The organism is Rhizobium sp. O111 (genome assembly GCF_055616315.1).
In genome coordinates this window covers 2,067,951-2,091,735 of the sequence record NZ_JBSHXL010000001.1, presented here as the reverse complement: position 1 = coordinate 2,091,735, position 23,785 = coordinate 2,067,951, and the positions used below count along the sequence as shown (strand labels likewise).

The window sequence follows — 23,785 nt, the reverse complement described above, 5'->3', positions numbered from 1 at the left end:
AATGCTGATTTGGCTAGTCGAACTGTCGGAACACCTGAAATTTCTGAACCTGTTCAGATACATTACGTTCCGCACGGGCGCCTCTCTCTTCACCTCCGCGCTGATCGTTTTCCTGTTCGGACCGATGATCATCAATTCGCTGCGCATCCGCCAGGGCAAGGGTCAGCCGATCCGCGCCGACGGGCCGCAGACGCACTTCAAGAAGGCCGGTACGCCGACCATGGGCGGCCTGATGATTCTCGCCGGCATCGTAGGTTCGTCGCTTCTGTGGGCGGATTTGTCGAACGTCTATGTCGTGGCGACGCTGCTCGTCACGCTCGGTTTCGGCGCGATCGGCTTCTATGATGACTATCTGAAGGTCAGTAAGCAGAGCCACAAGGGCTTCTCCGGCAAGGCGCGTCTCGGCATCGAGTTCGTCATCGCCGGCATTGCCGTCTATTTCATGATGCGGGCGTCGCTGGCCTCCGGCCCTGCGGGCTCCACCTTCGGTTCGTCGATCGCGTTCCCGTTCTTCAAGGACTTCCTGATCAACCTCGGCATCATGTTCGTGGTCTTCGGCGGCTTCGTCATCGTCGGCGCCGGCAATGCCGTGAACCTCACCGATGGTCTCGATGGTCTCGCCATCGTGCCCGTCATGATCGCGGCGGCCTCCTTCGGTGTCATTGCGTATCTCGCCGGTAACGCCGTCTTCGCGAACTACCTGCAGATCAACTTCGTGCCCGGCACGGGCGAGCTGTCGGTCGTTCTTGGCGCCGTCATCGGCGCCGGCCTCGGCTTCCTCTGGTTCAACGCGCCGCCCGCCGCCATCTTCATGGGCGACACCGGTTCGCTGGCGCTCGGCGGCACGATCGGCACGGTTGCCGTCGCCACCAAGCACGAGATCGTCATGGCGATCATCGGCGGCCTGTTCGTCATGGAAACGCTGTCTGTCATCATCCAAGTCGGTTTCTTCAAGATGACCGGACGCCGTGTGTTCCTGATGGCGCCGATCCACCACCATTTCGAGAAGAAGGGCTGGACCGAAAGCCAGGTCGTGATCCGCTTCTGGATCATCGCCGTCGGCCTTGCCATGCTCGGCCTCTCGACGCTGAAGCTGCGGTAATAAGATCATGATCCCGGTCACCACGCTTTCTGGAAAAAAGGTCGCGCTCTTCGGGCTCGGCGGTTCCGGCTTCGCCACTGCGCGCGCCCTGATCCTTGGGGGCGCAGAGGTGACGGCGTGGGATGACAACCCCGATAGCGTGACCAAGGCTGCGGCCGAGGGCATCCACACCGCCGATCTCCGAACGATCGACTGGAACGCGCAGTCGCTGTTCGTGCTGTCGCCGGGCGTGCCGCTCACGCATCCGAAGCCGCACTGGACGGTCGATCTGGCGCGTGCCGCCGGCGTCGATATCGTCGGCGATGTCGAGCTCTTCGTGCGCGAGCGCCGGGCGCATGCGCCCGATGCGCCGTTCATCGCCATCACCGGCACCAATGGGAAGTCGACCACCACGGCGCTGATCGCCCATATCCTGAAGTCGAGCGGCCGCGACACGCAGCTCGGCGGCAATATCGGCACGGCGGTGCTGACGCTGGAGCCGCCGAAGGCTGGTCGCTTCTATGTCGTAGAGTGCTCCTCCTACCAGATCGATCTCGCGCCGACGCTCAATCCGTCGGCCGGCATCCTGCTCAACCTCACGCCCGACCATCTCGACCGCCACGGCACGATGCAGCACTATGCCGACGTCAAGGAGCGGCTGGTCGCCGGCAGCGACGTCGCCATCGTCGGCGTCGACGACAGCCATTGCGAGATGATCGCCGACCGCATCGAGCGGGCAGGCGGCAAGGTCACGCGCATCTCCCGCCGCCATGTGCTCGCCGACGGCATCTATGCCGAGGGCACGATGCTCATCCAGGCGCATGCGGGTGCCGCACTGCCGATCGCCGATCTCGACGGCATCCCGACGCTGCGAGGCAGCCATAATGCGCAGAACGCGGCGGCAGCCGTCGCTGCCTGCCTTGCGGCCGGCGTCTCGGTCGAGGATATCCGCGCGGGGCTTGCATCCTTCCCGGGCCTGAAACACCGCATGCAGCCGGTGGGACGGCGCGGCAATGTGGTGTTCGTCAACGATTCCAAGGCGACCAACGCCGATGCGGCGGCACCGGCTCTGTCGAGCTACGACCGCATCTACTGGATTGCCGGCGGCCTGCCCAAGGCGGGCGGGATCACGACGCTTGCGCCGTTCTTCCCGCGTATCGCCAAGGCCTATCTGATTGGTGAAGCGGCCGCGGAATTCGCAGCCACGCTCGGCGAGGCGGTGCCCTACGAGATCTCGGGAACGCTGGACCAGGCGGTCGCGCATGCGGCCGAGGATGCGGCAAAGGACGAAAGCGGGCCATTGGCGGTCATGTTAGCACCGGCTTGCGCAAGCTTCGACCAATATAAGAACTTCGAAGTCAGGGGCGATGCATTTGTGAGCCATGTGGCAGCGCTCGACGGAATCACCATGCTGATCGGTTCGGCAACAGGAGAGAAGTGACATGGTAAGTCGTGCGGAACGCGGGGCATTGGCCGATTGGTTCTGGACCATCGACCGGTTCTTCCTGGCGATGTTCATCTTCCTGATGGGCATCGGCTTCATGCTGTCGTTTGCCGCATCGCCGGCGGTGGCCGAGCGCATCGGGCTTGAGCCGTTCCACTTCGTCAAGCGCCACGCGGCCTTCATGATCCCGTCGCTGGCGGTGATGATCGGCCTGTCGTTCCTGACGCCGCGGCAGGTGCGCCGCACGGCGATCCTTCTCCTGATCGTCGCGATCGCGATGATGCTCTTGGCGCTGTTCTTCGGTGTCGAGGTCAAGGGTTCGCGCCGTTGGGTGACACTTGCCGGCATCTCGATCCAGCCGTCGGAATTCATGAAGCCGGCCTTCGTGGTGGTCTGCGCCTGGCTGTTTGCCGAGCATGCGCGCCAGCCGGAAATCCCGGGCAATCTCTTCGCCATCATCCTCTTCGGCATGGTCGCGGCGCTTCTCGTGGCGCAGCCCGACCTTGGCCAGACCATCCTGACGACAGCGGTGTGGGGCGGCATGTTCTTCATGGCCGGCATGCCGTGGCTGTGGATCATCGTGCTCGGCGCCGGTGGCGTCGGCGGTCTCGTCAGCGCTTATTACGTCTTCCCGCACGTGGCGCTGCGTATCGACAAGTTCATGACCGGCGAGGGCGATACGTTCCAGATCGACACGGCGCGCGAAGCGATCATCCGGGGCGACTGGTTCGGCCAGGGTCCGGGCGAGGGCATCGTCAAGCGCATCATCCCGGATGCGCATACCGACTTCATCTTCTCGGTCGCGGCCGAGGAATTCGGCATCATCTTCTGCATCGCTCTGGTCTTGCTGTTTTCGGCGCTCGTGCTGCGTGGTCTGTCGCATGCCTACAAGGAGCGCAACGACTTCAACCGTTTCGCCGTCGCTGGCCTCGTGCTGCAGATCGGCATACAATCCATCATCAACGTGGGCGTCAATCTCGAGCTGCTGCCGGCGAAGGGCATGACCCTGCCGCTGATTTCCTACGGCGGTTCGTCGATGGTCGCCATCTGCGTCACGGCCGGGTTCATTCTCGCGCTGACGCGCCACAGACCGGAAAAGCGTGCGCAGGAGCGGAGCCTGTTTCGCGTCGCGCACGGCATTCCGGCGGAGTAAGACTATATGAGCAAAGGCATCGTTCTGCTTGCCGCCGGGGGAACCGGCGGCCACGTGTTTCCGGCGGAGGCCCTGGCCTACAAGCTGAAGGAACGCGGCTATTCCGTGCATCTGGTGACGGACAGCCGGGCGGAGCGCTATGCCGGCAAATTCCCGGCCGACGAGATCCATGTCGTACCGTCGGCGACGATCGCCTCGAAGAACCCGGTCGCCGTCGCGCGTTCGCTATGGAACCTGTGGAGCGGCATGCGGGCGGCCAAGCGGCTGATCGGGCGGCTGAAGCCTGTTGTCGTCGTCGGCTTCGGCGGCTATCCGACGGTGCCGCCGCTGCTCGCCGCCACGCGTCTCGGCGTGCCGACGATGATCCACGAGCAGAACGCCGTGATGGGCCGCGCCAACAAAGCGCTCGCCAATCGCGTCAAGGCGATCGCCGGCGGCTTCCTGCCTGAGAATGGCGGTGCCTTTCCCGAGAAGACGGTGACGACGGGCAATCCGGTGCGCCCTGCTGTCATCGAGGCGGCGAAGACGCCCTACACGCCGTCGCATGCCGGCGAGCCGTTCAATCTCGTCGTCTTTGGTGGCAGCCAAGGCGCGCAGTATTTCTCCAAAGCGATGCCGACGGCGATCAGCCTGCTCGACGACGATCTGCGTGCGCGGCTCCGGATCACCCAGCAGGTTCGCCCCGAGGACATGGGCATGGTCGGCGATTGTGTCGCCAAGCTTCAGATGGGCGCGGCATCCGACATCGCGCCCTTCTTCACCGACATGGCCGAACGGTTGGCCAAGGCGCATCTCGTCATCTGCCGCTCCGGCGCTTCGACCGTTTCCGAGATCTCGGTGATCGGCCGTCCGGCGATCCTGGTGCCCTATCCGCATGCGCTCGACCACGACCAGGCGGCCAATGCCGCGTCGCTGGCGGCTACCGGCGGCGCCAAGGTGATCGTGCAGGCCGAACTCTCGTCGGAGAAGATCGCCTCGATCCTGACGCACACGATGAACGACCCGGAAAAGCTGGCGCGTATGGCCGCCGCCGCCAAGCAGGCGGGTAAACCTGACGCCGCGAACTTGCTTGCCGACATGGTAGAGGCTATTGCGGCGGGACGTACAATTGCAGAGTTCAAGGGGAAAAGCGCATGAAAATGCCGAAGGCCATCGGCCTCGTCCATTTCATCGGCATCGGCGGTATCGGCATGAGCGGGATCGCCGAGGTGCTGCACAATCTCGGCCATCGCGTCCAGGGATCCGACCAGGCCGATAGCGCCAACGTCCAGCGTCTGCGCGACAAGGGCATCGAGGTCTTCGTCGGCCACAAGGCCGAGAACCTTGGCGATGCAGAGGTCGTCGTCGTTTCGACCGCGATCAAGAAGGACAATCCCGAGCTCATCGCCGCGCGCGAAAAGCTGCTGCCCGTGGTGCGTCGCGCCGAAATGCTGGCCGAGCTGATGCGCTTCCGCAATGCGATCGCCATCGGCGGCACGCACGGCAAGACGACGACCACCTCGATGGTCGCGACGTTGCTCGAAGCCGGCGGGCTCGATCCGACCGTCATCAATGGCGGCATCATCAATGCCTACGGCACCAATGCCCGCATGGGCGAAGGCGAGTGGATGGTGGTCGAGGCCGACGAATCGGACGGTACCTTCCTGAAGCTTCCGGCCGACGTTGCAGTCGTCACCAATATCGATCCCGAGCATCTCGACCATTACGGCAATTTCGACGCCGTGCGCGCCGCGTTCCGCCAGTTCGTCGAGAACGTGCCGTTCTACGGCTTCGGCGTCATGTGCCTCGATCATCCCGAAGTGCAGGCGTTGGTCGGCCGTATCGAGGACCGCAAGGTCGTAACCTATGGCGAGAACCCGCAGGCCGACGTGCGCTTCATGAATGTGCGCATCGACGGCGCGCGCTCGACCTTCGACGTCGAGATCCGTCGCCGCCGCACCGGCCAGGTCATCAAGCTCGACAATCTCGTTCTGCCGATGCCCGGCCGCCACAATGTTTCGAATGCCACCGCCGCGATCGCCGTCGCCAATCGCCTCGGCATGTCGAGCGAGGATATCGCCAAGGGGCTTGCCTCCTTCGGTGGCGTCAAGCGCCGCTTCACGCTGACCGGCGAATGGAACGGCGTGCAGATCTTCGACGACTACGGCCATCACCCGGTCGAGATCAAGGCCGTGCTGAAGGCCGCGCGCGAGGCGTGCAAGGGCCGCGTCATCGCAGTGCACCAGCCGCACCGCTATTCGCGCCTGGCGAGCCTGTTTGCGGAATTCGCGGCCTGCTTCAACGATGCGGACAGCATTTTCCTGGCGCCGGTCTATGCCGCAGGCGAAGAGCCGATCGAGGGTGCCAACGCCGAAGCGCTTGTTTCGCTGATCAAATCGGGCGGGCATCGCGATGCGCGCTTCCTCGCCTCTCCCGAGTTGTTGCCTGAAATGGTCGCAGAGATTGCAAAGCCAGGCGATTTCGTGGTTCTGTTGGGGGCTGGGAGTATCACTTATTGGGCGGCAGCACTGCCCAAGCAACTGGAAGGCCTTTCGGGTAGATCCGCATGAAACAGGTGAATGGGCAAAAGCTTCTTGCGTCGCTGGGCGACGGTGTAAAGGACATCCGCGGGAGGATTACACCGGATGCGCCGATGGACCGCGTCACCTGGTTCCATGCCGGTGGCCTTGCGGAACTGATGTTCCAGCCGCACGACGAAGAAGATCTGATCGCATTCCTGAAGATCCTGCCCGAGGATGTGCCGATGACCGTGGTCGGCGTCGGCTCGAACATTCTGGTGCGCGATGGCGGCATTCCCGGCGTGGTTCTGCGTCTTTCGGCCAAGGGCTTCGGCTCGGTTGAACTCGCGGGCGAAAACCGCGTGCGCGCCGGTGCCATCTGCCCGGACAAGCATGTCGCGGCCATGGCGATGGACAACGGCATCGGCGGTTTCCACTTCTACTACGGCATTCCCGGCAGCATCGGTGGCGCCGCGCGCATGAACGCCGGCGCCAATGGCGGCGAGACGCGTGATCGCGTCGTCGAGGTCACCGCGATCGACCGCAAGGGCAACAAGCACGTGCTGTCGAATGCCGACATGGGCTATGAGTATCGCCATTCGTCGGCCGCCAGCGACCTGATCTTCACATCGGTGCTGTTCGAGGGCTATGCCGAGGACCGCGCGAAGATCCGCGCCGACATGGATGCCGTGCGCAGCCATCGCGAGACGGTGCAGCCGATCCGCGAGAAGACCGGTGGCTCGACCTTCAAGAACCCCGAGGGTCACTCCGCGTGGAAGCTGATCGACGAAGCGGGATGCCGCGGTCTCGTCATCGGCGGCGCGCAGATGTCGTCGCTGCATTGCAACTTCATGATCAACAACGGCCAGGCGACCGGCTATGACCTCGAATATCTCGGCGAGCAGGTTCGCCGCGAGGTGTTCGAGAATTCCGGCATCAAGCTGGAATGGGAAATCAAGCGCCTGGGCCTGTTCATGCCGGGCCGCGAAGTGCGTCCGTTCCAGGGCGTGACGAGCGAGTAAGCTCCATGCCTGTCGGTGCCGCGCAGTTGCGGCACCACTTGCGCGATGTGCCTTAGCCGAAACGTTTGGTGAAGGCGGTGGTGAAGGTCACCCCGCCGACATCGTCGCTGGCGTCACCGATCGCCACATCCATCACATTCCCCTTGATACGCACGAGGCTGAAGCCGCCCATGAAGGCGGCGCGCGCCTTGAAGACGTCGATGCCGCCGGCCTGGTAGGCCATGCGCGTGTCGTGCTCGTGGCCGTGGAAAATGCCGATTACGTTGTAACCTTCAAGGGTTGCGAGCAGTTGCTGACGTTCTGATTCACCCCACCAGTGCGGCGCGCCGCTGCCCTCAACGGTGAAGGTGCTCTTTTCCGGGTCCCAGCGTTCGAGCGAGAACTTGTCCCATCCATAGTGCTGGAAGATCACCACCGGGCGGCCGTCGGCGGCATAGGCTGCGAGGTCGCGCTTCATCCAGTCGAGGCTGTTGGCGGTGCCCTTGGTGTTGTCGCCGCCATAACGCTGCGCCTGGATGAGGTGCAGCCCGCCCCAGTTCCAGGAGTAGTTGTCGGAGGCCTCGTCGTAATTGTCGACGGGCACGACCGGCTTGAAGAAGACGCTCGGCTTGTGGTTCAGCTGCACGTAGTCGCGCAATTCGTCGCGGTACCAATCGACCTGCGGCGGATGGCCGTCCTGGTCGAGATCGTGGTTGCCGAGGCCGACATAGACGGGGAAGTGGATGTGGTCGGCGCCTGGTCCCTGCTGATAGCGATGCGAGAACTGCAGGAGCTGCGACCCCTCCGCGAACTCCGCCATCTGGCCGCCGCCGTCGTCGGTGACGTCGCCGCAGACGATGACGCCCTGCGGCTTGGCGATCGGCTTACCCGCGAGAGCAAAGCCGGTCGGCTTTCCCGATATCGCTTCCGGCCAGGTCTGGTGGTGGATGTTGTTGAGCGCCCTGATGTGGCGCAGCAGGTTGGCGTCGGTCTTGCCCTCGGCCTCGCAATTGGGGCTGAGGCCGTCGCCGATGCGGCAGGCGTGGATGTCGTTGATGACGAGGAAGGTGACGTCGGTATCGGGGACGCCGGCAGCGCGGGCGAGGGGTGGGAGAGATAGCGACAGGCCAGCGCCCAGGCCATGCGTCAGCAGCGATCGTCGTGTCAGCATTCGTCTCTCCCCAGCCAGATTCTCGCATCGAAAATAGTGGCAGGGCGTTAACAGACAACAACGAAAAAGGCCGCGGCGGTTTCCCGTCAAGGCCCCGAATTTGCGATCAACGCTTCGATCAGACTTCGTCGCGACCGGAGGCCAGGATGCAGATCAGCGTGATGACGGCGGAAAGGCCGAGATAGTAGCCGACGTAGAGCATGCCGTAGTTCGCCTGCAGCCAGGTGGCGATATAGGGCGCCAGCGATGCGCCGAAGATGCCTGCGAGGTTGAAGGTGATCGACGAACCGGTGTAGCGCACGGCGGTCGGGAAGGGGGCTGCGAGCGCCGTGCCGATCAGGCCGTAGGTCATGCCCATCAGCGCCATGGCGACGATCGCGAAGACCAGGATGCTGCCTTCGCCGCCAGCCATCAGACCGGGGAGCAGGAAGGAGAACAGGCCGATCAGGACGGTCGTCAGGATCAGCATTTCGCGGCGGCCGAAGCGCTCCGCAAGCTTGCCGATGATAGGGATGAAGATGCCGAAGGAGATCGAGCCGACGATCTGGATCTCAAGCGCGTCGAGGAACGGGATCTTCAGGACCTTGACGTTGTAGGAGAGCAGGTAGGCCGAGCCGATGTAGAACAGCACGAAGGTGGCGAGGGCCACAAAGGTGCCGAGGAACAGGCTGCGCTTGTGCTTGCGGAAGACTTCGGCAACAGGAACAGCGACGCGCTCCTGCTTGTCGATGGCCTTCTGGAAGTCAGGCGTTTCGGTGATCGAGAGACGGACCCAAAGGCCGATGACGATCAGGACGATCGAGGCGATGAAGGGTACGCGCCAGCCCCAGGCGAGCAGCTGTTCCTGCGGCATGAACTGCAGCAGCACCCAGAAGATGCCCGAGGACAGGAAGAGGCCGAGCGGTGCGCCGAGCTGCGGGAACATGCCGTACCAGCTGCGCTTGCCTTCCGGTGCGTTTTCGGTTGCCAGCAGCACCGCGCCACCCCATTCGCCGCCGAGGCCGAAGCCCTGGCCGAAACGGCAAAGCGCGAGAAGCAGAGGTGCTAGAACGCCGATCGATTCATAAGAGGGGAGCAGGCCGATGATGACGGTGGAGATACCCATCGTCAGAAGCGCTGCGACCAGCGTCGTCTTACGGCCGATCCTGTCGCCGAAGTGGCCGAAGACCACGGCGCCGAGCGGGCGCGCGAAGAAGGCGATGGAGAAGGTCGCGAAGGAGGCGAGCAGCGCGGTGGTCGGATCGCTGTTCGGGAAGAACAGCGTCGGGAAGACCAGCACGGCGGCCGTCGCGTATACGTAGAAGTCGAAGAATTCGATGGTGGTGCCGACGACGCTTGCGATCAGAACGCGTGCCGGCGAGTTGAGCGGTGCACTGTTCGATGAAGCTGATGTCGGCGATACTGGAGATATCGCGTCTGACATTTTCATTCCAATCGGGATTTCGGTTGTATGCCTTTGGGAGGCTAGGGGCTCATAACGCAATTTTAGTTCGGCGCAAACGTTAATCGCGCAATAAACCGACAAAAACTAGGGTGCTTCCTTTTGGGGCCGGAACGCCGGGCGCCCGATCGTGCTCCAATCCGTGTTTCCAGCGGGTGCAGGCGCGATTTGAGGCCAGATTTGCGCCGGCGCAATTCCTGCTGCGCCCGGCGTTCGCGGCCTGCTTGGCACGATCGCTTAAACTTTTTGTTTCGCTTTGACATATCGGCGGTAGCGCTTGGCGCTGCGGGGTTTTCACGTTTCGCCGGCTGCGCCCGAGTGTCACAATTCATGCCACTGCAGCCAGGAAGTTAACAAAAGTAAACGCTTCGTTAACCATAATGACGCTCTAATACACGTGCGCCAGGCGAGCCAGATTCGGAAGAAAGCCAGCTTGGTGCAAGCCTTGGAATGCAAAGTACGGATTATTTTGGGGGTATCTATGAGTCGCAAGCATGTCGCTGTCCTTATGGGCGGATTTTCCTCGGAGAGGCCTGTCAGCCTTTCGTCCGGGGCGGCGTGCGCGGATGCTCTCGAGGCTGAAGGCTTCCAGGTGACCCGTATCGATGTCGATCGCGACGTCTCCGCCAAGCTGTCTGCTCTGCGTCCCGATGTGGTGTTCAACGCGCTGCATGGGCCGTTCGGCGAGGACGGGCTGATTCAGGGTATCCTCGAATACCTCGAGATTCCCTACACCCATTCCGGCGTTCTGGCCTCCGCACTTGCCATGGACAAGAGCAAGGCAAAGGGTGTCGCTGCTGCTGCCGGCATTCCTGTCGCGCAGTCGCAGGTGATCAACCGCTTCGCTTTCCCCGCCGAACATCCGATGAAGCCGCCTTATGTGGTGAAACCGGTGCGCGAGGGTTCAAGCTTCGGCGTCGTCATCGTTCAGGAGGATCAGTCGCGTCCGCCGCAGATCATCGGCTCGGCCGAGTGGCGGTATGGCGAGGAGGTTCTCGTCGAGCGTTACGTGCATGGTCGCGAGCTGACCTGCGGCGTCATGGGCGATCAGGTGCTGGGTGTGACCGAGATCGTTCCGCAGGGTCACAGCTTCTACGACTATGATTCCAAGTATGTGGCCGGTGGTTCGAAACACGTCATTCCGGCGAAAATTTCACCGAATATTTACCAAAAAATACAATCATTGTCCCTAAGGGCGCATCAAGCAATTGGTTGCCGTGGAGTGAGTCGGTCGGATTTTCGGTACGACGATCGCTTCTCCGAGGACGGCGAAATCATCTGGTTGGAGATCAATACTCAGCCAGGCATGACTCCAACCTCGCTTGTGCCCGAAATGGCCGGTCATGCCGGCTACTCGTTTGGTGAATTTCTTCGTTGGATGGTGGAGGACGCTTCTTGTTCTCGGTAACGGTCAAAAGGATGGGGCGCCCAAGCCATCAAGCCGAGCCTTCCTATGCTGAAGGCGATGGGCGCATCGTGCTGCCGCGGCCTCTGCGTCGCGTCGTCCGCTTTCTTGTGAGCCTCGGTAGCGGCCGCATCTATATTCCTGCCCATACGGGTACGGTGTCGGCGCTGGCGTTCTTCGCCGCGACGGGCCTCTACGGCATGTCTCTGGGTGGTCACACGGAAGTCGTTGCCCAGGCGACGACGGCCGCTGCCGGCTTTGCTGTCGAGGACGTGAAGGTATCCGGCAACTCCGAGACCTCCGAAATCGATATCCTTCAGCTGATCGGTCTCGACGGCACGACCTCGCTCGTGGCGCTCGATGTGGATGCGGCGCGTCAGAAGATCGCGAAGCTCCCCTGGGTCGAAAGCGTCGAGGTCCGCAAGGTCTATCCGAAGACGATCGAGGTGAAGCTGAAGGAGCGCGAAGCCTACGCGATCTGGCAGCATGGCGCCGAGCTCTCGCTGGTCGAGAAGGGTGGCGCGGTCATTGCACCGCTTCGCGACAACAAGTTTTCGCAGCTTCCGCTGGTCGTTGGTCGCGGCGCCGAAGTGGCTGCCGCTTCGCTCGCAGACGAGTTCTCCAAGTGGCCCGATATCAAGGCGCGCGTGAAAGCCTATGTCTGGGTCTCCGGTCGTCGCTGGGATCTGCACATGGATAACGGCGTCGTCGTCAAGCTGCCGGAAGACGATGTTGACCAGGCGCTGGCGCGCCTTTCGAAATTCAACGGCGAGCAGGCGCTTCTCGATCGCGATATCGCGGCCGTCGACCTTCGCCTCTCCGACCGTATGGCCATCCAACTGACGCCTGAAGCCATGGAGCGCCGTCAGCTTGTTCTCGATCAGCGCACCAAGGATTTGAAGAAGGCGGGGCAGAATATATGAGCTTGTTCGGTTCGTCCCATTTTGGATTGCCGCGCCTGAAGCCGCTTTCGTCCAAGCGGTCGCACGTCGTTTCCGTGCTCGACATCGGTTCGACGAAAGTCGTCTGCATGATCGGCCGGCTGACGCCGCGCGAGGAGAGCCAGATCCTCCCCGGTCGCACGCATAACATCGAAATCATCGGCATCGGCCATCAGCGTTCGCGCGGTATCAAGACCGGCGCGATCTCGGATCTCGATGCGCTGGAAAGCGTCATCCGCCTGGCGGTCGATGCCGCCGAGCGCATGGCCGGCCTTACCGTCGAGAGCCTGATCGTCAACCTGACGGCCGGACGCCTCACCAGCGACATCTACACCGCCACCATCGATCTCGGCGGCCAGGAAGTCGAACTGAACGATCTGAAGAAGGTTCTGGCGGCAGCCTGCCAGCAGTCGCTGCGCCAGGATCGCGCCGTGCTGCACTCGCTGGCCACCGGTTTCTCGCTCGACGGCGAGCGCGGCATTCGCGACCCGTTGTCGATGTACGGTGACGTTCTCGGCGTCGACATGCATGTCGTGACCGCAGAGCGCACGGCTCTGAAGAACCTCGAGCTCAGCGTCAACCGCGCGCATCTGTCCGTCGAAGGCATCGTCGCGACGCCTTACGCCTCCGGTCTTGCTGCCTTGGTCGACGACGAAGTCGAACTCGGATGTGCTGCCATCGACATGGGCGGCGGCACGACGACGATCTCGGTTTTTGCCGAAGGTAAGCTGGTGCACACGGATGCCGTCGGTCTCGGCGGTCATCACGTCACAACCGATCTGGCTCGTGGCCTGTCGACCCGCATCGAGGACGCCGAGCGTCTGAAGGTGGTTCATGCCTCGGCCATGGGGAACTCTTCCGATGAGCGCGAGCTGATCTCGATCCCGCCGATCGGCGAGGACGATCGCGATCTGCCGACGCAGGTGCCGCGCGCACTGGTGTCGCGGATCGTCAGCGCCCGCATCGAGGAGACGATGGAACTCATTCGCGACCGCATCCAGCGCTCGGGCTTCAGCCCGATCGTCGGCAAGCGCGTCGTGCTGACAGGCGGCGCAAGCCAGCTGACCGGCCTTGCCGACGTTGCCCGCAAGATCCTTGCCCGCAACGTCCGTATCGGCCGCCCGATGGGCGTCTCGGGTCTCCCGACCGCTGCCAAGGGTCCGGCCTTTTCGACGGCGGTCGGCCTGATGATCTATCCGCAGGTTGCGGACCAGGAAACACATGCGTCACAGAGCGGTCTGCTCATGTCGCTTGGCGGAAATAGCAGCCGCTTCGCCCGGATGGGCCAGTGGCTGAAGGAAAGCTTCTAGAAATTGAGTGAATTGGCCGGCGTGGCGATGCGGCCATAAAGAGAAGGAACGGGTACCATGACTATCAAGCTGCATACGCCAGATATCACTGAGCTGAAGCCGCGCATCACCGTGTTCGGCGTCGGCGGTGGCGGTGGCAACGCTGTCAACAACATGATCTCCGCTGGTCTCCAGGGCGTCGACTTCGTCGTTGCCAACACGGATGCCCAGGCACTGACGATGACCAAGGCAGAGCGCATCATCCAGCTCGGCGCCAGCGTCACCGAAGGTCTCGGCGCGGGTTCGCAGCCGGAAGTCGGCCGTGCAGCTGCTGAAGAATGCATCGACGAAATCGTCGATCACCTGAACGGCACCCACATGTGCTTCGTCACCGCCGGCATGGGCGGCGGCACCGGCACCGGTGCGGCTCCGGTCGTTGCCCAGGCTGCCCGCAACAAGGGCATCCTGACGGTTGGCGTCGTGACCAAGCCGTTCCACTTCGAAGGCGGCCGCCGCATGCGTCTGGCCGAAGCGGGCATCCAGGAACTGCAGAAGTCGGTCGACACGCTGATCGTCATTCCGAACCAGAACCTGTTCCGTATCGCAAACGACAAGACGACCTTCGCCGACGCATTCGCGATGGCCGACCAGGTTCTCTACTCGGGCGTTGCCTGCATCACCGACCTGATGGTGAAGGAAGGTCTCATCAACCTCGACTTCGCCGACGTTCGTTCGGTCATGCGCGAAATGGGCCGCGCGATGATGGGTACCGGCGAGGCTTCCGGCCAGGGCCGCGCGATGCAGGCTGCGGAAGCCGCGATCGCAAACCCGCTGCTCGACGAAACCTCGATGAAGGGCGCACAGGGCCTGCTGATCTCCATCACCGGCGGTCGCGACCTCACCCTCTTCGAAGTCGACGAAGCTGCTACCCGTATCCGCGAAGAAGTCGATCCGGATGCGAACATCATCCTCGGCGCGACCTTCGACGAATCGCTTGAAGGCATCATCCGCGTTTCCGTCGTCGCCACCGGCATCGACCGTGCGATGAACCAGGACGCCGGCAAGACCTTCCAGCCGGTCCAGAAGCCGATTATCCGTCCTTCGGCGGCCGTTGCTCCGGCTCCGGCCGCAGTCCAGCCTGCCCCTGTCATGCAGCAGGCACCGAAGGCCGACCAGATCGCGCAGACCATCCGCATGGCCGAAGCCGAAATGGAACGCGAACTCGACATCCACGCTCCGCGCGCGGCTGCCCCGGTTCACCAGCAGCCTGCTCCGCAGGAAACCTTCCGCCCGGCGAGCAAGATCTTCGCAGCTCCGGAAGCCGCACCGGTCATCCGTCCGGCTCCGGTCCAGCAGCAGGCACCCGTGATGCAGCAGCCGGCTCCGCAGCCTGTGATGCATCAGCCGGCGCCGGTCATGCAGCAGCCTGCTCCTGTCATGCAGCAGCAGCCGGTCCGCATGCCGAAGGTCGAGGATTTCCCGCCGGTTGTTCAGGCCGAGATCGATCATCGTTCGCAGCCGGCACCGGTGTCGCATGCGCATGAAGAGCGCGGTCCGATGGGTCTCCTGAAGCGGATCACCAACTCGCTTGGTCGCCGCGAAGAGGAAGTCGCGCCCGAGATGACGTCGGCTCCGGCAGCGTCCTCGCAGCAGCGCCGCCCGCTGTCTCCGGAAGCAAGCCTCTATGCTCCGCGTCGCGGAAACCTGGATGATCAGGGCCGTGCCGTACCGCAGGCCCGCATGATGCAGGAAGACGATCAGCTCGAAATTCCGGCCTTCCTTCGCCGCCAGTCGAACTGATAAAGACACGCAGAATCGCCACGCAACAGCCCGGGAGTTCGCTCCCGGGCATTGTTGTATCAGGCACTCCGATTTGCGCCTGATTGCCTTGTGATTTCAGATGCATGCTTTCGTAACAATGCGAAAGAAACAGTGATTTGGATTGCGGAGCGGGCACACGTATGTATGGGCTGACAAACCGTCTACGTGCGCCTTGACGCAGCACTGCGATGGAGAGAATAAGCCTTGGCGGATGAGTTTCGGCATACGGGTCGTAGCGGATCGCCAGGGATAATAAAGGCAAGATTAATGGTTATTGGCATGTTGGGTTTTCAAACGACGGTATCGCGTCCGGTCACTCTTTCGGGTATCGGCGTTCATTCTGGTGCCGACGTTTCGATTACCTTCAACCCCGCTGAAGCCGACACTGGTGTCGTATTCAATCGCATGCATGACAACGGCGAAGTCACCGAGCTTCGCGCTGTTTCCTCGCAGGTCGGCAATACCGACCTGTGCACTGTTCTCGGCTTTTCTCCGGCGCGCTCAGTCGCGACGGTCGAACATGTGATGGCCGCCGTCTACGCGCTTGGCCTCGACAACGTCGTCATCGAAGTCGACGGCGCCGAAATGCCGATCATGGATGGCAGCTCGATGCCGTTCATCGATGCCATCGAGCAGGTGGGTCTGGTATCGCTGGGCGTCAAGCGCCGCTACATCCGCATCACCAAGCCGGTTCGTATCGAGCATGGCGGCTCCTGGAGCGAGTTTCGCCCCTATGACGGCATGCGCTTCGAAGTCGAGATCGATTTCGACACGCCGCTGATCGGCCGCCAGAAGTGGGAAGGCGACATGACCGCCGCCACCTTCAAGTCTGAACTGTCGCGCGCCCGCACCTTCGGCTTCATGCGTGACGTCGAACGTCTCTGGGCCTCGGGCCACGCGCTCGGCTCTTCGCTGGAAAACTCGGTCGTCATCTCCGACGATCACACCGTCATCAACGTGGAAGGCCTGCGCTACGCCAAGGACGAATTCGTGCGTCACAAGACGCTCGACGCCGTCGGCGACCTTTCGCTTGCCGGCGCTCCCTTCATCGGCTGCTACCGCTCCTATCGCGGCGGCCACAAGATGAACGCCAATGCGCTGAAGGCGCTGCTCAGCGATCCGACCGCCTATGAAGTGGTCGAGACCTCGGCACCGCGCCAGCGTGTTGCCCCGCGCGATTTCATCCGCGTCAACGCTCCTGAATTTGCTCCCTGGTCGGCTTGACCTCCATCGCATTCTTTAGGCCAGGGCCGCCTCCTTCGGGAGGCGGTTTCTTTATGTGCAACAGCCAAGTGTGATTCCCGATAGACCTTTCGCGGCAGATATTTAGCTGGGCATAATCGAGAATTATCCGGACAAAACAGACGATTATGGGCGGGGTCGCCACAAAAATGCGTTAATGCATCATCAATGCGTTGCTCTGGCCATGCATTTGTGGCTAGAAACGCCAGCGAGGCGTGGCTGCCGTTGAGGGATGGCGGCTCTTGGGATGTTCCGATGGGTTATGCAGGGTCTGAAAGTATGATGAAGACAGCGCGTGCTTTGTTCGCATCGCTCCTGGTGCTGAGCGCAGGTGCCTTGATTTCCGGATGCCAATCGGACCCCGATATCGATATTACCAAGCTCGGCCTGCAGAGCGATCCGCCTGATGTTCTCTACAATCAGGGTCTGGCCAACATGAAGGCCGGCAACATGGCGGAAGCCGCGCGCAAGTTCGATTCGATCGACCGCGAAAATCCGTTCTCGGAATGGGCCCGCAAGGGTCTGGTGATGAGCACCTTCGTGAAATACCGCCAGGGCCGCCTCGACGAAGCGCTGGCCTCGGGCAACCGCTACATGGCGCAGTATCCGAAGTCCAAGGATGCCGCCTATGTGCAGTATCTGATCGGTCTTACCTATTCCAAGCAGATCGTCGACGTGACGCAGGACCAGCGCGCTGCGTCCAGAACCGTCGAGGCCATGCAGGCCGTGATCGACAACTATCCAGATTCCGAATATGTCGACGACGCGCAGGCGAAGATCCGCTTTGCCCGCGACCAGCTCGCCGGCAAGGAAATGCAGATCGGCCGCTACTACATGGAGCGCAAGGAATACCTTGCCGCCATCTCGCGCTTCCGCATCGTCGTCGAAAAGTACCCGAACACGAACCAGGTCGAAGAGGCGCTCGCGCGTCTGGTCGAAGCCTATTACGCGATGGGTATCGTCGAGGAAGCACAGACAGCAGCCGCCGTTCTCGGCCACAACTACCCCGACAGCCAGTGGTACGCGGATTCCTACAAGCTCTTGAAGAACAACGGCGCCGAGCCGCGTGAAAATCAGGGCTCGTGGATTTCGCGAGCTGGCAAGAAACTCCTCGGTACCTAAAGCCGATGCTGATCCAGCTTTCGATCCGCGATATCGTCCTGATCGAGCGGCTGGATCTTGCCTTCGAGGCGGGTCTCTCCGTTCTGACGGGGGAGACCGGCGCCGGCAAATCCATCCTGCTCGACAGCCTGTCGCTCGCCCTTGGCGGGCGCGGCGATGGCAGTCTGGTCCGCCACGGCGAGGACAAGGGGCAGGTGACGGCCGTTTTCGACGTCGGCCCCGACCACCGGGCGCGCGTGCTGCTACGCGACAACGGCATCGACGATGACGGCGACCTGATCTTCCGTCGCGTGCAGAGCGCCGATGGCCGCACCAAGGCCTATGTCAACGATCAGCCGATCAGCGTGCAGCTGATGCGCCAGGCCGGCCAGATGCTGGTCGAGATCCACGGACAGCATGACGACCGCGCTCTGGTCGATACCCACGCCCACCGTATCCTGCTCGACGCCTTCGCTGGCATCGCCGACGAGGTGGCTGGCGTCTCGCAGCTCTATCGCGTCTGGCGCGACACCGAGCGCACGCTGAAGAAGCACCGCGAGAAGGTCGAGGCGGCTGCCCGCGAGGCGGATTACATTCGCTCGTCCGTCGAAGAACTCGACAAGCTGGCGCCACAGGACGGCGAAGAGGACGAGCTCGCCGAACGCCGCCAGAAGATGATGAAGGCCGAGCGGATCGCCGGCGATATCGCGGAAGCCTCCGAATTCCTCAACGGCAATGCCTCGCCCGTGCCCCATATCGCCTCGCTGGTGCGCCGGCTGGAGCGCAAGAGCCATGAAGCGCCGGGCCTGCTCGAGGACACCGTGGCGCTGCTTGATGCGGCGCTTGACCAGCTGTCCAACGCGCAGATGGAAGTCGAAGCCGCACTTCGCAAGACTGAATATGATCCCAAGGAACTCGAGCGCGTCGAGGAGCGGCTTTTCGCGCTGCGCGGCGCCTCGCGCAAATATTCGGTGCCGGTCACCGAGCTGCCGGCGCTCGCGATCCGCATGAGCAATGATCTGGCCGATCTCGACGCCGGCGAGGAGAAGCTTGCCAAGCTCGAGGCTGAGGTCGGCGTCGCGAAGGTCGCCTATGAGGCTGCCGCGCAGGTGGTCTCGGCCAAGCGTCAACAGGCCGGCGAAGCGCTTGCTGGCGCCGTCATGGCGGAGCTTCCGGCGCTGAAGCTCGAGCGCGCCCGCTTCATGGTGGAGATTGCTTCCAACCCTGAAGAGGCCGCGGCCGAGGGCATCGACGTCGTCGAATTCCACGTCCAGACCAACCCGGGCACGCGCCCCGGCTCGATCATGAAAGTCGCATCCGGCGGCGAGCTCTCGCGCTTTTTGCTGGCGCTCAAGGTGGCGCTTGCCGATCGCGGCTCGGCGCCGACGCTGGTTTTCGACGAAATCGACACAGGCGTCGGTGGCGCTGTCGCCGATGCGATCGGCCAGCGGCTGAAGCGGCTGTCGGCGAAGGTGCAGGTGCTGTCCGTCACCCACGCGCCGCAGGTGGCCGCACGGGCTGCGACGCATCTTTTGATCTCCAAGGGGCCGGCTTCCGAGGGATCCGAAAAGATCGCCACCCGCGTGGCGACGATGGAGCCGCACGACCGCACCGAGGAAATCGCCCGCATGCTGGCCGGCGCTTCGGTAACGGAAGAGGCGAGGGCGGCCGCCAAGCGGTTGTTGACGGCGGGCGAGTAGGTCGCGGGCGAGAGCGTCGGCAGTGACGGTCCCTCCAGTTAATCATTGGACTGATCTGCAACCAGTTGCTGACAACCAGAAAGCGGCGCTTTTTCCTCGGCGAGAATTGCTCTAGAAAACGACTCCTCACAGGAGCTCCGCCATGTCCGCCGCCAATCAAACGCCCGTCGAAACCCTGAGCGAAGAACAGGCCGCCGCAGAGCTTGCCTTTCTGGCGGCCGAGATCGCCAGCAATGACGAGCTCTATCATGGCAAGGACCAGCCGGCGATTTCGGATGCCGAATACGATGCGCTGAAGCGGCGCAATGATGCGATCGAGCAGCGCTTTCCCGAACTCATCCGCGACGACAGCCCGTCGCGCCGGGTCGGCGCCGCACCGCTGCCGACCTTCGCGCCGATCACCCATTCGCGGCCGATGCTGTCACTCGACAACACGTTTTCCGACGAGGACGTGCAGGATTTCATCGGCTCGGTCTATCGCTTCCTCGGGCAGCTGCCCGACGGCTCCATCGCGTTTACCGCCGAGCCGAAGATCGACGGCCTGTCGATGTCGATCCGCTACGAGAACCGCAAGCTGGTGAGTGCCGCAACCCGCGGCGACGGCACGACGGGCGAGAACGTCACGGCGAACGTGAAGACCATCAAGCAGATCCCGAACACGCTGCCTGCGGACGCGCCCGATATCGTCGAGGTGCGCGGCGAGGTCTATATGGCCAAGAGCGACTTCTTGGCGCTCAACGCGCAGATGGAGGCCGAGGGCAAGCAGACCTATGTCAACCCGCGCAACACGGCGGCGGGGTCGCTGCGCCAGCTCGACGCCAAGGTGACGGAGAGCCGCAAGCTGCGCTTCTTCGCCTATGCCTGGGGCGAGATCTCCGAGATGCCATCGGATACGCAGATGGGCATGGTCGAGACCTTCGGCAAATGGGGTTTTCCCATCAATCCGTTGATGAAGAGGCTGTCCTCGGTCGAGGACATTCTCGGCCATTACCGCGAGATCGGTCTTCAGCGGCCGGATCTCGACTACGATATCGATGGCGTCGTCTACAAGGTCGACCGGCTCGACCTGCAGCAGCGCCTTGGCTTCCGCTCGCGCAGCCCGCGCTGGGCGACCGCCCACAAGTTCCCGGCCGAGCAGGCATTCACGACTGTCGAAAACATCGACATCCAGGTCGGCCGCACCGGCGCGCTGACGCCGGTGGCGCGGCTGATGCCGGTTACCGTCGGCGGCGTCGTCGTCACCAATGCGACGCTGCACAACGAGGATTACATCAAGGGCATCGGCAATTCCGGCGAGCGCATCCGCGAGGACGATCACGATATCCGCATCGGCGATACCGTCATCGTGCAGCGGGCGGGCGACGTCATTCCGCAGGTGCTCGACGTGGTGATGGAGAAGCGGCCGGCGGGGGCTGAGGCCTATGTGTTTCCGAAAACGTGTCCGGTTTGCGGGTCGCATGCGGTTAGGGAGCGCAACGAGAAGACCGGCAAGCTCGATTCCGTCACCCGCTGCACCGGCGGCTTCGTCTGCCGCGCGCAGGCGACCGAGCACCTGAAGCATTTCGTTTCGCGCAACGCCTTCGACATCGAGGGTTTTGGGACCAAGCAGGTCGATTTCTTCTTCGAGAGCGAGGACGAGGCGCTGAAGATCCGCACGGCGCCGGATATCTTCACGCTGAAGAAGCGGCAGGAGGCGTCGACGCTCACCAAGCTCGAGAATATCGACGGCTTCGGCAAGGTGAGCGTCAAGAAGCTGTTCGACGCCATCGACGAGCGCCGCTCGATCGCGCTCAACCGCTTCATCTATGCGCTCGGCATCCGCCATGTCGGCGAGACCACCGCCAAGCTGCTCGCCCGCCACTACGGCACCTACGAGGCTTTCGAGACCGCGATGAAAGAGGCCTCGTCACTTAGTGGTGACGCCTGGCAGGACCTGAACAATGTCGAGGGCATCGGCGAGATCGTCGCCCGCGCCATCGTCGAGTTCTACAAGGAGCCGCGCAATCTCGATGTCGTCGGCCGCCTGCTGGACGAGGTGACGCCCGAGGCCGCCGAGCAGATCGCCGCCTCCGACAGCCCCGTCGCCGGCAAGACCGTCGTCTTCACCGGCAGCCTGGAGAAATTCACCCGCGACGAGGCGAAGGCCCGCGCCGAAAGCCTCGGCGCCAAGGTCGCCGGCTCGGTCTCGAAGAAAACCGACATCCTGGTCGCCGGCCCCGGCGCCGGATCGAAGCTCGACAAGGCAAAAGAACTCGGCGTCCAGACGATGGATGAGGATGAGTGGCTGGCGTTGATTGGTGGGTGAGGTATCAGGCGTTTGATAGACGGTGATCGGTTGATTGCCGACCACCGTACCCTCATCGCAAGCGCCCCATGGCATAGGCGTCGACATACTCGCCGGCGCGGTATCCGAAGGATTTCAGCAGCCCTTCCTGCTCGAAGCCGAATTTTCGGTAGAGCGCGATGGCGGGTTCGTTGTCGGTGTAGACGGTGAGCTCAAGGCGCTTGATGTCGAGCCAGTCATCCGCCGCCTCGACCATCGCCGCCAGCAGCCTTCTGCCGAAACCGCGGCCGACGAAATCATCATGCACGCCCATGCCGATGCTCGCGACGTGCTGTCGGCGTCCGGAAAAACGGTTGAGACCTCCGGTGGCGACGATCCTATCGTCGAGCGTCACGACGAGATTCAGCGCGTCGGGCGAGGGGTTCTCCGCGCGCTTGCGGACCTCGGTCACCGATGGGTAGGGCAGACGCAGCGTGCCGGCGCGAAAACCGGGAAGGTTCGTCAACTCGGCGATTGCTTCGGCGTCCGATGAAAGCAGGGCGCGCACGCGGATGTCTCCCGCCGGTGCGGCTTTATTAGGCTGCGGATTTTCAGGATCTCTGGGCATTCTGGCTCTCCTTTGTTGATACGAGGAGAGCCGGTACCCAAAACCCTGCTCGCCTCGGCAGGGTTCTCGGGATGATCGCTATGCGTTCAACACAGCACAGCACCCGCGCACCCTTGATGGGGCGTGGTGATATGAAGGGTCATCATGGTTGCGCTGGCGATCATGGCGCGAGGTTGCGATATGTCGTTACCTTTGTCAACTCATCCGGGTATTTGCCTCGCCGGCCGGCTGCCGGTATGTCTGGGAGATACCAGAGAATCGGACATCCCCTTGAAAACCATCGCCATCGATTTCGAAACCGCCAACGAGCAGCGCGGCAGTGCCTGTTCGGTCGGGCTTGCCTGGATCGAGGATGGGGTGGTGACCAGGGTGGAGGAGCGGCTGATACGGCCGCGGGAGATGCGGTTTTCCGGCATGAACATCGCCATCCACGGCATCCGGCCTGAACATGTCGAGGACGCGCCGGAGTTCCCTGAAGTGATGGACGAGTTCATCGATGACTTCAGGGGGGCGACGATGATCGCGCATAACGCTTCCTTCGATTTCAGCGTCTGGCGTGCCTGTCTCGATGGCTACCGGCAGGCCTATCCCGAGCTCACCTATCTCTGCAGCCTGAAGATGTCACAGCGGATCTGGCCGCATTTTCTGTCGCATCGGCTGAATATCCTGGCCGAGCATCTCGGCCTGCGTTTCGTGCACCACAATGCCGCCGAGGATGCAGCCGTGTGCGCGCAGGCGGCGATTGCCATGGCGCGGCATGTGGGGGCTGCGGCGGTGCATGCTATCCCCGAATTCATCGGCATGAAGCCGGGGCGGCTGACGTCGCGCGGCTACGAGCCCTGTACCTGCCGCAAGGGCTAGCTGCGCGGGCCTCCTGCTGGCGGTGAAGCCGGCGTGGCGTGTCTCTCGTCATGGGCTCGATTCATGGGTATGGGGTTTCTTGCCATGCGGCAGGCCCCGCCTATCTTAGCTTGCGCAACATTGAAGCGCCGCTGAGGGAATATCGCCATGTCCAGACTTCGCAATCTCGTCCTTTCCGCAGCCGTTCTGGCTGGTGTGTCCGCAGGTGCCGCGTCCGCGGATGTCGTCGGCAAGGTGGGGGTCGACTGGATCGGCAATGATATCCTCGTCGATGCGGTGGCCGACCCCGAGGTGAAGGGCGTCACCTGCCATGTCAGCTATTTCGACCGCAGCGTGATCGATCGCGTCAAGAACGGCAACTGGTTCGAGGATCCTTCGAACAGCGCCATTTCCTGCCATCAGACCGGGCCGATCGAGATCGGTGATATCGACCTGTCGAAGGGCGGCGACGAGGTGTTCAAGTCGGGCATCTCGCTGGTGTGGAAGAAGCTCGTCGTCACCCGCATCTACGACAAGCAGAACGACACGCTGATCTATCTGGCGCATTCGCGCGAGCTCACCAACGGATCGGCGAAGATGGCGATCTCCACCGTGTCGCTCTACGGGCAGACGGTGACCTGGAAGAACGGCAAGCCGCAATAGGACGCGCAACTTTCGGTGAAGCCCGCTCTTGTCGTCTCGTGCGATATGGCAATCGTCATGCGGCGCGGATAAGGTCCGCGCCGGAGATCATATGGAAGAGGAC

19 protein-coding genes are annotated in these 23,785 nt (G+C 62.8%); 16 read left to right on the top strand and 3 right to left on the bottom strand.

Translation table 11 applies throughout. From position 1 onward, the window contains the following. Position 1: 1 nt before the first annotated feature. From mraY to murB, 6 genes are read left to right on the top strand one after another with little or no spacing between them, the layout of a single operon-like run. Positions 2–1,102, top strand: a complete 1,101-nt coding sequence (gene mraY / locus ACVTFQ_RS10720) for a phospho-N-acetylmuramoyl-pentapeptide-transferase (RefSeq protein WP_047505803.1) — start codon at positions 2–4, stop codon at positions 1,100–1,102. A 7-nt stretch (positions 1,103–1,109) separates the two neighbouring features. Beyond that, positions 1,110–2,522, top strand: coding sequence for a UDP-N-acetylmuramoyl-L-alanine--D-glutamate ligase (murD, locus tag ACVTFQ_RS10715; protein ID WP_111562110.1), 1,413 nt, complete (start codon positions 1,110–1,112; stop codon positions 2,520–2,522). Position 2,523: 1 nt separating this feature from the next. Next, positions 2,524–3,678, top strand: a complete 1,155-nt coding sequence (ftsW, locus tag ACVTFQ_RS10710; protein WP_026282825.1) for a putative lipid II flippase FtsW — start codon at positions 2,524–2,526, stop codon at positions 3,676–3,678. 6 nt (positions 3,679–3,684) lie between these two features. After that, positions 3,685–4,815 carry an undecaprenyldiphospho-muramoylpentapeptide beta-N-acetylglucosaminyltransferase gene (murG, locus tag ACVTFQ_RS10705; RefSeq protein ID WP_111562109.1) on the top strand — a complete coding sequence of 377 codons (1,131 nt, stop codon included), beginning with the start codon at positions 3,685–3,687 and terminating at the stop codon, positions 4,813–4,815. Next, a complete protein-coding gene (murC, locus tag ACVTFQ_RS10700) occupies positions 4,812–6,227 on the top strand; it encodes a UDP-N-acetylmuramate--L-alanine ligase (RefSeq protein WP_111562108.1) in 1,416 nt (471 codons plus the stop codon). Before murG ends, murC begins: the two co-directional genes overlap by 4 nt. After that, entirely contained in the window at positions 6,224–7,198 is a 975-nt protein-coding gene (gene murB, locus ACVTFQ_RS10695) for a UDP-N-acetylmuramate dehydrogenase (RefSeq protein ID WP_111562107.1), read from the top strand. Before murC ends, murB begins: the two co-directional genes overlap by 4 nt. Before the next feature lie 52 nt (positions 7,199–7,250). Here murB and ACVTFQ_RS10690 read toward each other — a convergent pair whose 3' ends face one another. Both ACVTFQ_RS10690 and ACVTFQ_RS10685 read right to left on the bottom strand, forming a co-directional pair. Then, positions 7,251–8,348, bottom strand: a complete 1,098-nt coding sequence (locus ACVTFQ_RS10690; RefSeq protein WP_111562106.1) for a metallophosphoesterase — start codon at positions 8,346–8,348, stop codon at positions 7,251–7,253. A 118-nt stretch (positions 8,349–8,466) separates the two neighbouring features. Beyond that, entirely contained in the window at positions 8,467–9,771 is a 1,305-nt protein-coding gene (locus tag ACVTFQ_RS10685; protein WP_111562105.1) for an MFS transporter, read from the bottom strand. Positions 9,772–10,270: 499 nt separating this feature from the next. Here ACVTFQ_RS10685 and ACVTFQ_RS10680 point away from each other — a divergent pair, with 499 nt between their 5' ends. The 8 genes from ACVTFQ_RS10680 (at position 10,271) to ligA (ending at position 21,593) form a co-directional block, all read left to right on the top strand. Then, positions 10,271–11,197, top strand: coding sequence for a D-alanine--D-alanine ligase (locus tag ACVTFQ_RS10680; protein WP_111562104.1), 927 nt, complete (start codon positions 10,271–10,273; stop codon positions 11,195–11,197). Further along, positions 11,185–12,117: a cell division protein FtsQ/DivIB gene (locus ACVTFQ_RS10675; protein ID WP_047505794.1), complete on the top strand. Its 933-nt coding sequence runs from the start codon at positions 11,185–11,187 to the stop codon at positions 12,115–12,117. The genes ACVTFQ_RS10680 and ACVTFQ_RS10675 overlap by 13 nt, the downstream gene beginning before the upstream one ends. Then, positions 12,114–13,445 (top strand): cell division protein FtsA, encoded by a 1,332-nt coding sequence (gene ftsA / locus ACVTFQ_RS10670; RefSeq protein ID WP_018897575.1) that lies wholly within the window; start codon positions 12,114–12,116, stop codon positions 13,443–13,445. Before ACVTFQ_RS10675 ends, ftsA begins: the two co-directional genes overlap by 4 nt. 57 nt (positions 13,446–13,502) lie before the next feature. Beyond that, a complete protein-coding gene (ftsZ, locus tag ACVTFQ_RS10665) occupies positions 13,503–15,224 on the top strand; it encodes a cell division protein FtsZ (RefSeq protein WP_111562103.1) in 1,722 nt (573 codons plus the stop codon). Positions 15,225–15,512: 288 nt separating this feature from the next. Further along, positions 15,513–16,469 (top strand): UDP-3-O-acyl-N-acetylglucosamine deacetylase, encoded by a 957-nt coding sequence (lpxC, locus tag ACVTFQ_RS10660; protein WP_111562102.1) that lies wholly within the window; start codon positions 15,513–15,515, stop codon positions 16,467–16,469. Between the two features lie 273 nt (positions 16,470–16,742). Further along, the gene (locus ACVTFQ_RS10655) at positions 16,743–17,609 is read left to right on the top strand and encodes an outer membrane protein assembly factor BamD (RefSeq protein ID WP_181459232.1); all 867 of its coding nucleotides are present in this window, start codon (positions 16,743–16,745) and stop codon (positions 17,607–17,609) included. 5 nt (positions 17,610–17,614) lie between these two features. After that, positions 17,615–19,288, top strand: coding sequence for a DNA repair protein RecN (recN, locus tag ACVTFQ_RS10650; protein ID WP_111562100.1), 1,674 nt, complete (start codon positions 17,615–17,617; stop codon positions 19,286–19,288). Positions 19,289–19,430: 142 nt separating this feature from the next. After that, positions 19,431–21,593: an NAD-dependent DNA ligase LigA gene (gene ligA, locus ACVTFQ_RS10645; RefSeq protein WP_111562099.1), complete on the top strand. Its 2,163-nt coding sequence runs from the start codon at positions 19,431–19,433 to the stop codon at positions 21,591–21,593. 52 nt (positions 21,594–21,645) lie between these two features. Here ligA and ACVTFQ_RS10640 read toward each other — a convergent pair whose 3' ends face one another. Next, positions 21,646–22,179 (bottom strand): GNAT family N-acetyltransferase, encoded by a 534-nt coding sequence (locus tag ACVTFQ_RS10640; RefSeq protein ID WP_112437075.1) that lies wholly within the window; start codon positions 22,177–22,179, stop codon positions 21,646–21,648. A 270-nt stretch (positions 22,180–22,449) separates the two neighbouring features. Between ACVTFQ_RS10640 and ACVTFQ_RS10635 the strand changes: the two genes are divergently transcribed. Next, entirely contained in the window at positions 22,450–23,040 is a 591-nt protein-coding gene (locus ACVTFQ_RS10635; RefSeq protein WP_047505782.1) for a 3'-5' exonuclease, read from the top strand. 147 nt (positions 23,041–23,187) lie between these two features. Beyond that, the gene (locus ACVTFQ_RS10630; protein ID WP_018897584.1) at positions 23,188–23,682 is read left to right on the top strand and encodes a CreA family protein; all 495 of its coding nucleotides are present in this window, start codon (positions 23,188–23,190) and stop codon (positions 23,680–23,682) included. Positions 23,683–23,785 lie beyond the last annotated feature (103 nt).

Coding starts and splice junctions, on each gene's coding strand:
- ACVTFQ_RS10685 (WP_111562105.1), bottom strand. CDS start 9,771: ATGTCAGACGCGATATCTCCAGTATCGCCGACATCAGCTTCATCGAAC.
- ftsZ (WP_111562103.1), top strand. CDS start 13,503: ATGACTATCAAGCTGCATACGCCAGATATCACTGAGCTGAAGCCGCGC.
- lpxC (WP_111562102.1), top strand. CDS start 15,513: ATGGTTATTGGCATGTTGGGTTTTCAAACGACGGTATCGCGTCCGGTC.
- mraY (WP_047505803.1), top strand. CDS start 2: ATGCTGATTTGGCTAGTCGAACTGTCGGAACACCTGAAATTTCTGAAC.
- ACVTFQ_RS10655 (WP_181459232.1), top strand. CDS start 16,743: ATGGGTTATGCAGGGTCTGAAAGTATGATGAAGACAGCGCGTGCTTTG.
- ACVTFQ_RS10640 (WP_112437075.1), bottom strand. CDS start 22,179: ATGCCCAGAGATCCTGAAAATCCGCAGCCTAATAAAGCCGCACCGGCG.
- recN (WP_111562100.1), top strand. CDS start 17,615: ATGCTGATCCAGCTTTCGATCCGCGATATCGTCCTGATCGAGCGGCTG.
- murG (WP_111562109.1), top strand. CDS start 3,685: ATGAGCAAAGGCATCGTTCTGCTTGCCGCCGGGGGAACCGGCGGCCAC.
- ACVTFQ_RS10630 (WP_018897584.1), top strand. CDS start 23,188: ATGTCCAGACTTCGCAATCTCGTCCTTTCCGCAGCCGTTCTGGCTGGT.
- ligA (WP_111562099.1), top strand. CDS start 19,431: ATGTCCGCCGCCAATCAAACGCCCGTCGAAACCCTGAGCGAAGAACAG.
- ftsW (WP_026282825.1), top strand. CDS start 2,524: ATGGTAAGTCGTGCGGAACGCGGGGCATTGGCCGATTGGTTCTGGACC.
- murB (WP_111562107.1), top strand. CDS start 6,224: ATGAAACAGGTGAATGGGCAAAAGCTTCTTGCGTCGCTGGGCGACGGT.
- ftsA (WP_018897575.1), top strand. CDS start 12,114: ATGAGCTTGTTCGGTTCGTCCCATTTTGGATTGCCGCGCCTGAAGCCG.
- murD (WP_111562110.1), top strand. CDS start 1,110: ATGATCCCGGTCACCACGCTTTCTGGAAAAAAGGTCGCGCTCTTCGGG.
- murC (WP_111562108.1), top strand. CDS start 4,812: ATGAAAATGCCGAAGGCCATCGGCCTCGTCCATTTCATCGGCATCGGC.
- ACVTFQ_RS10690 (WP_111562106.1), bottom strand. CDS start 8,348: ATGCTGACACGACGATCGCTGCTGACGCATGGCCTGGGCGCTGGCCTG.
- ACVTFQ_RS10680 (WP_111562104.1), top strand. CDS start 10,271: ATGAGTCGCAAGCATGTCGCTGTCCTTATGGGCGGATTTTCCTCGGAG.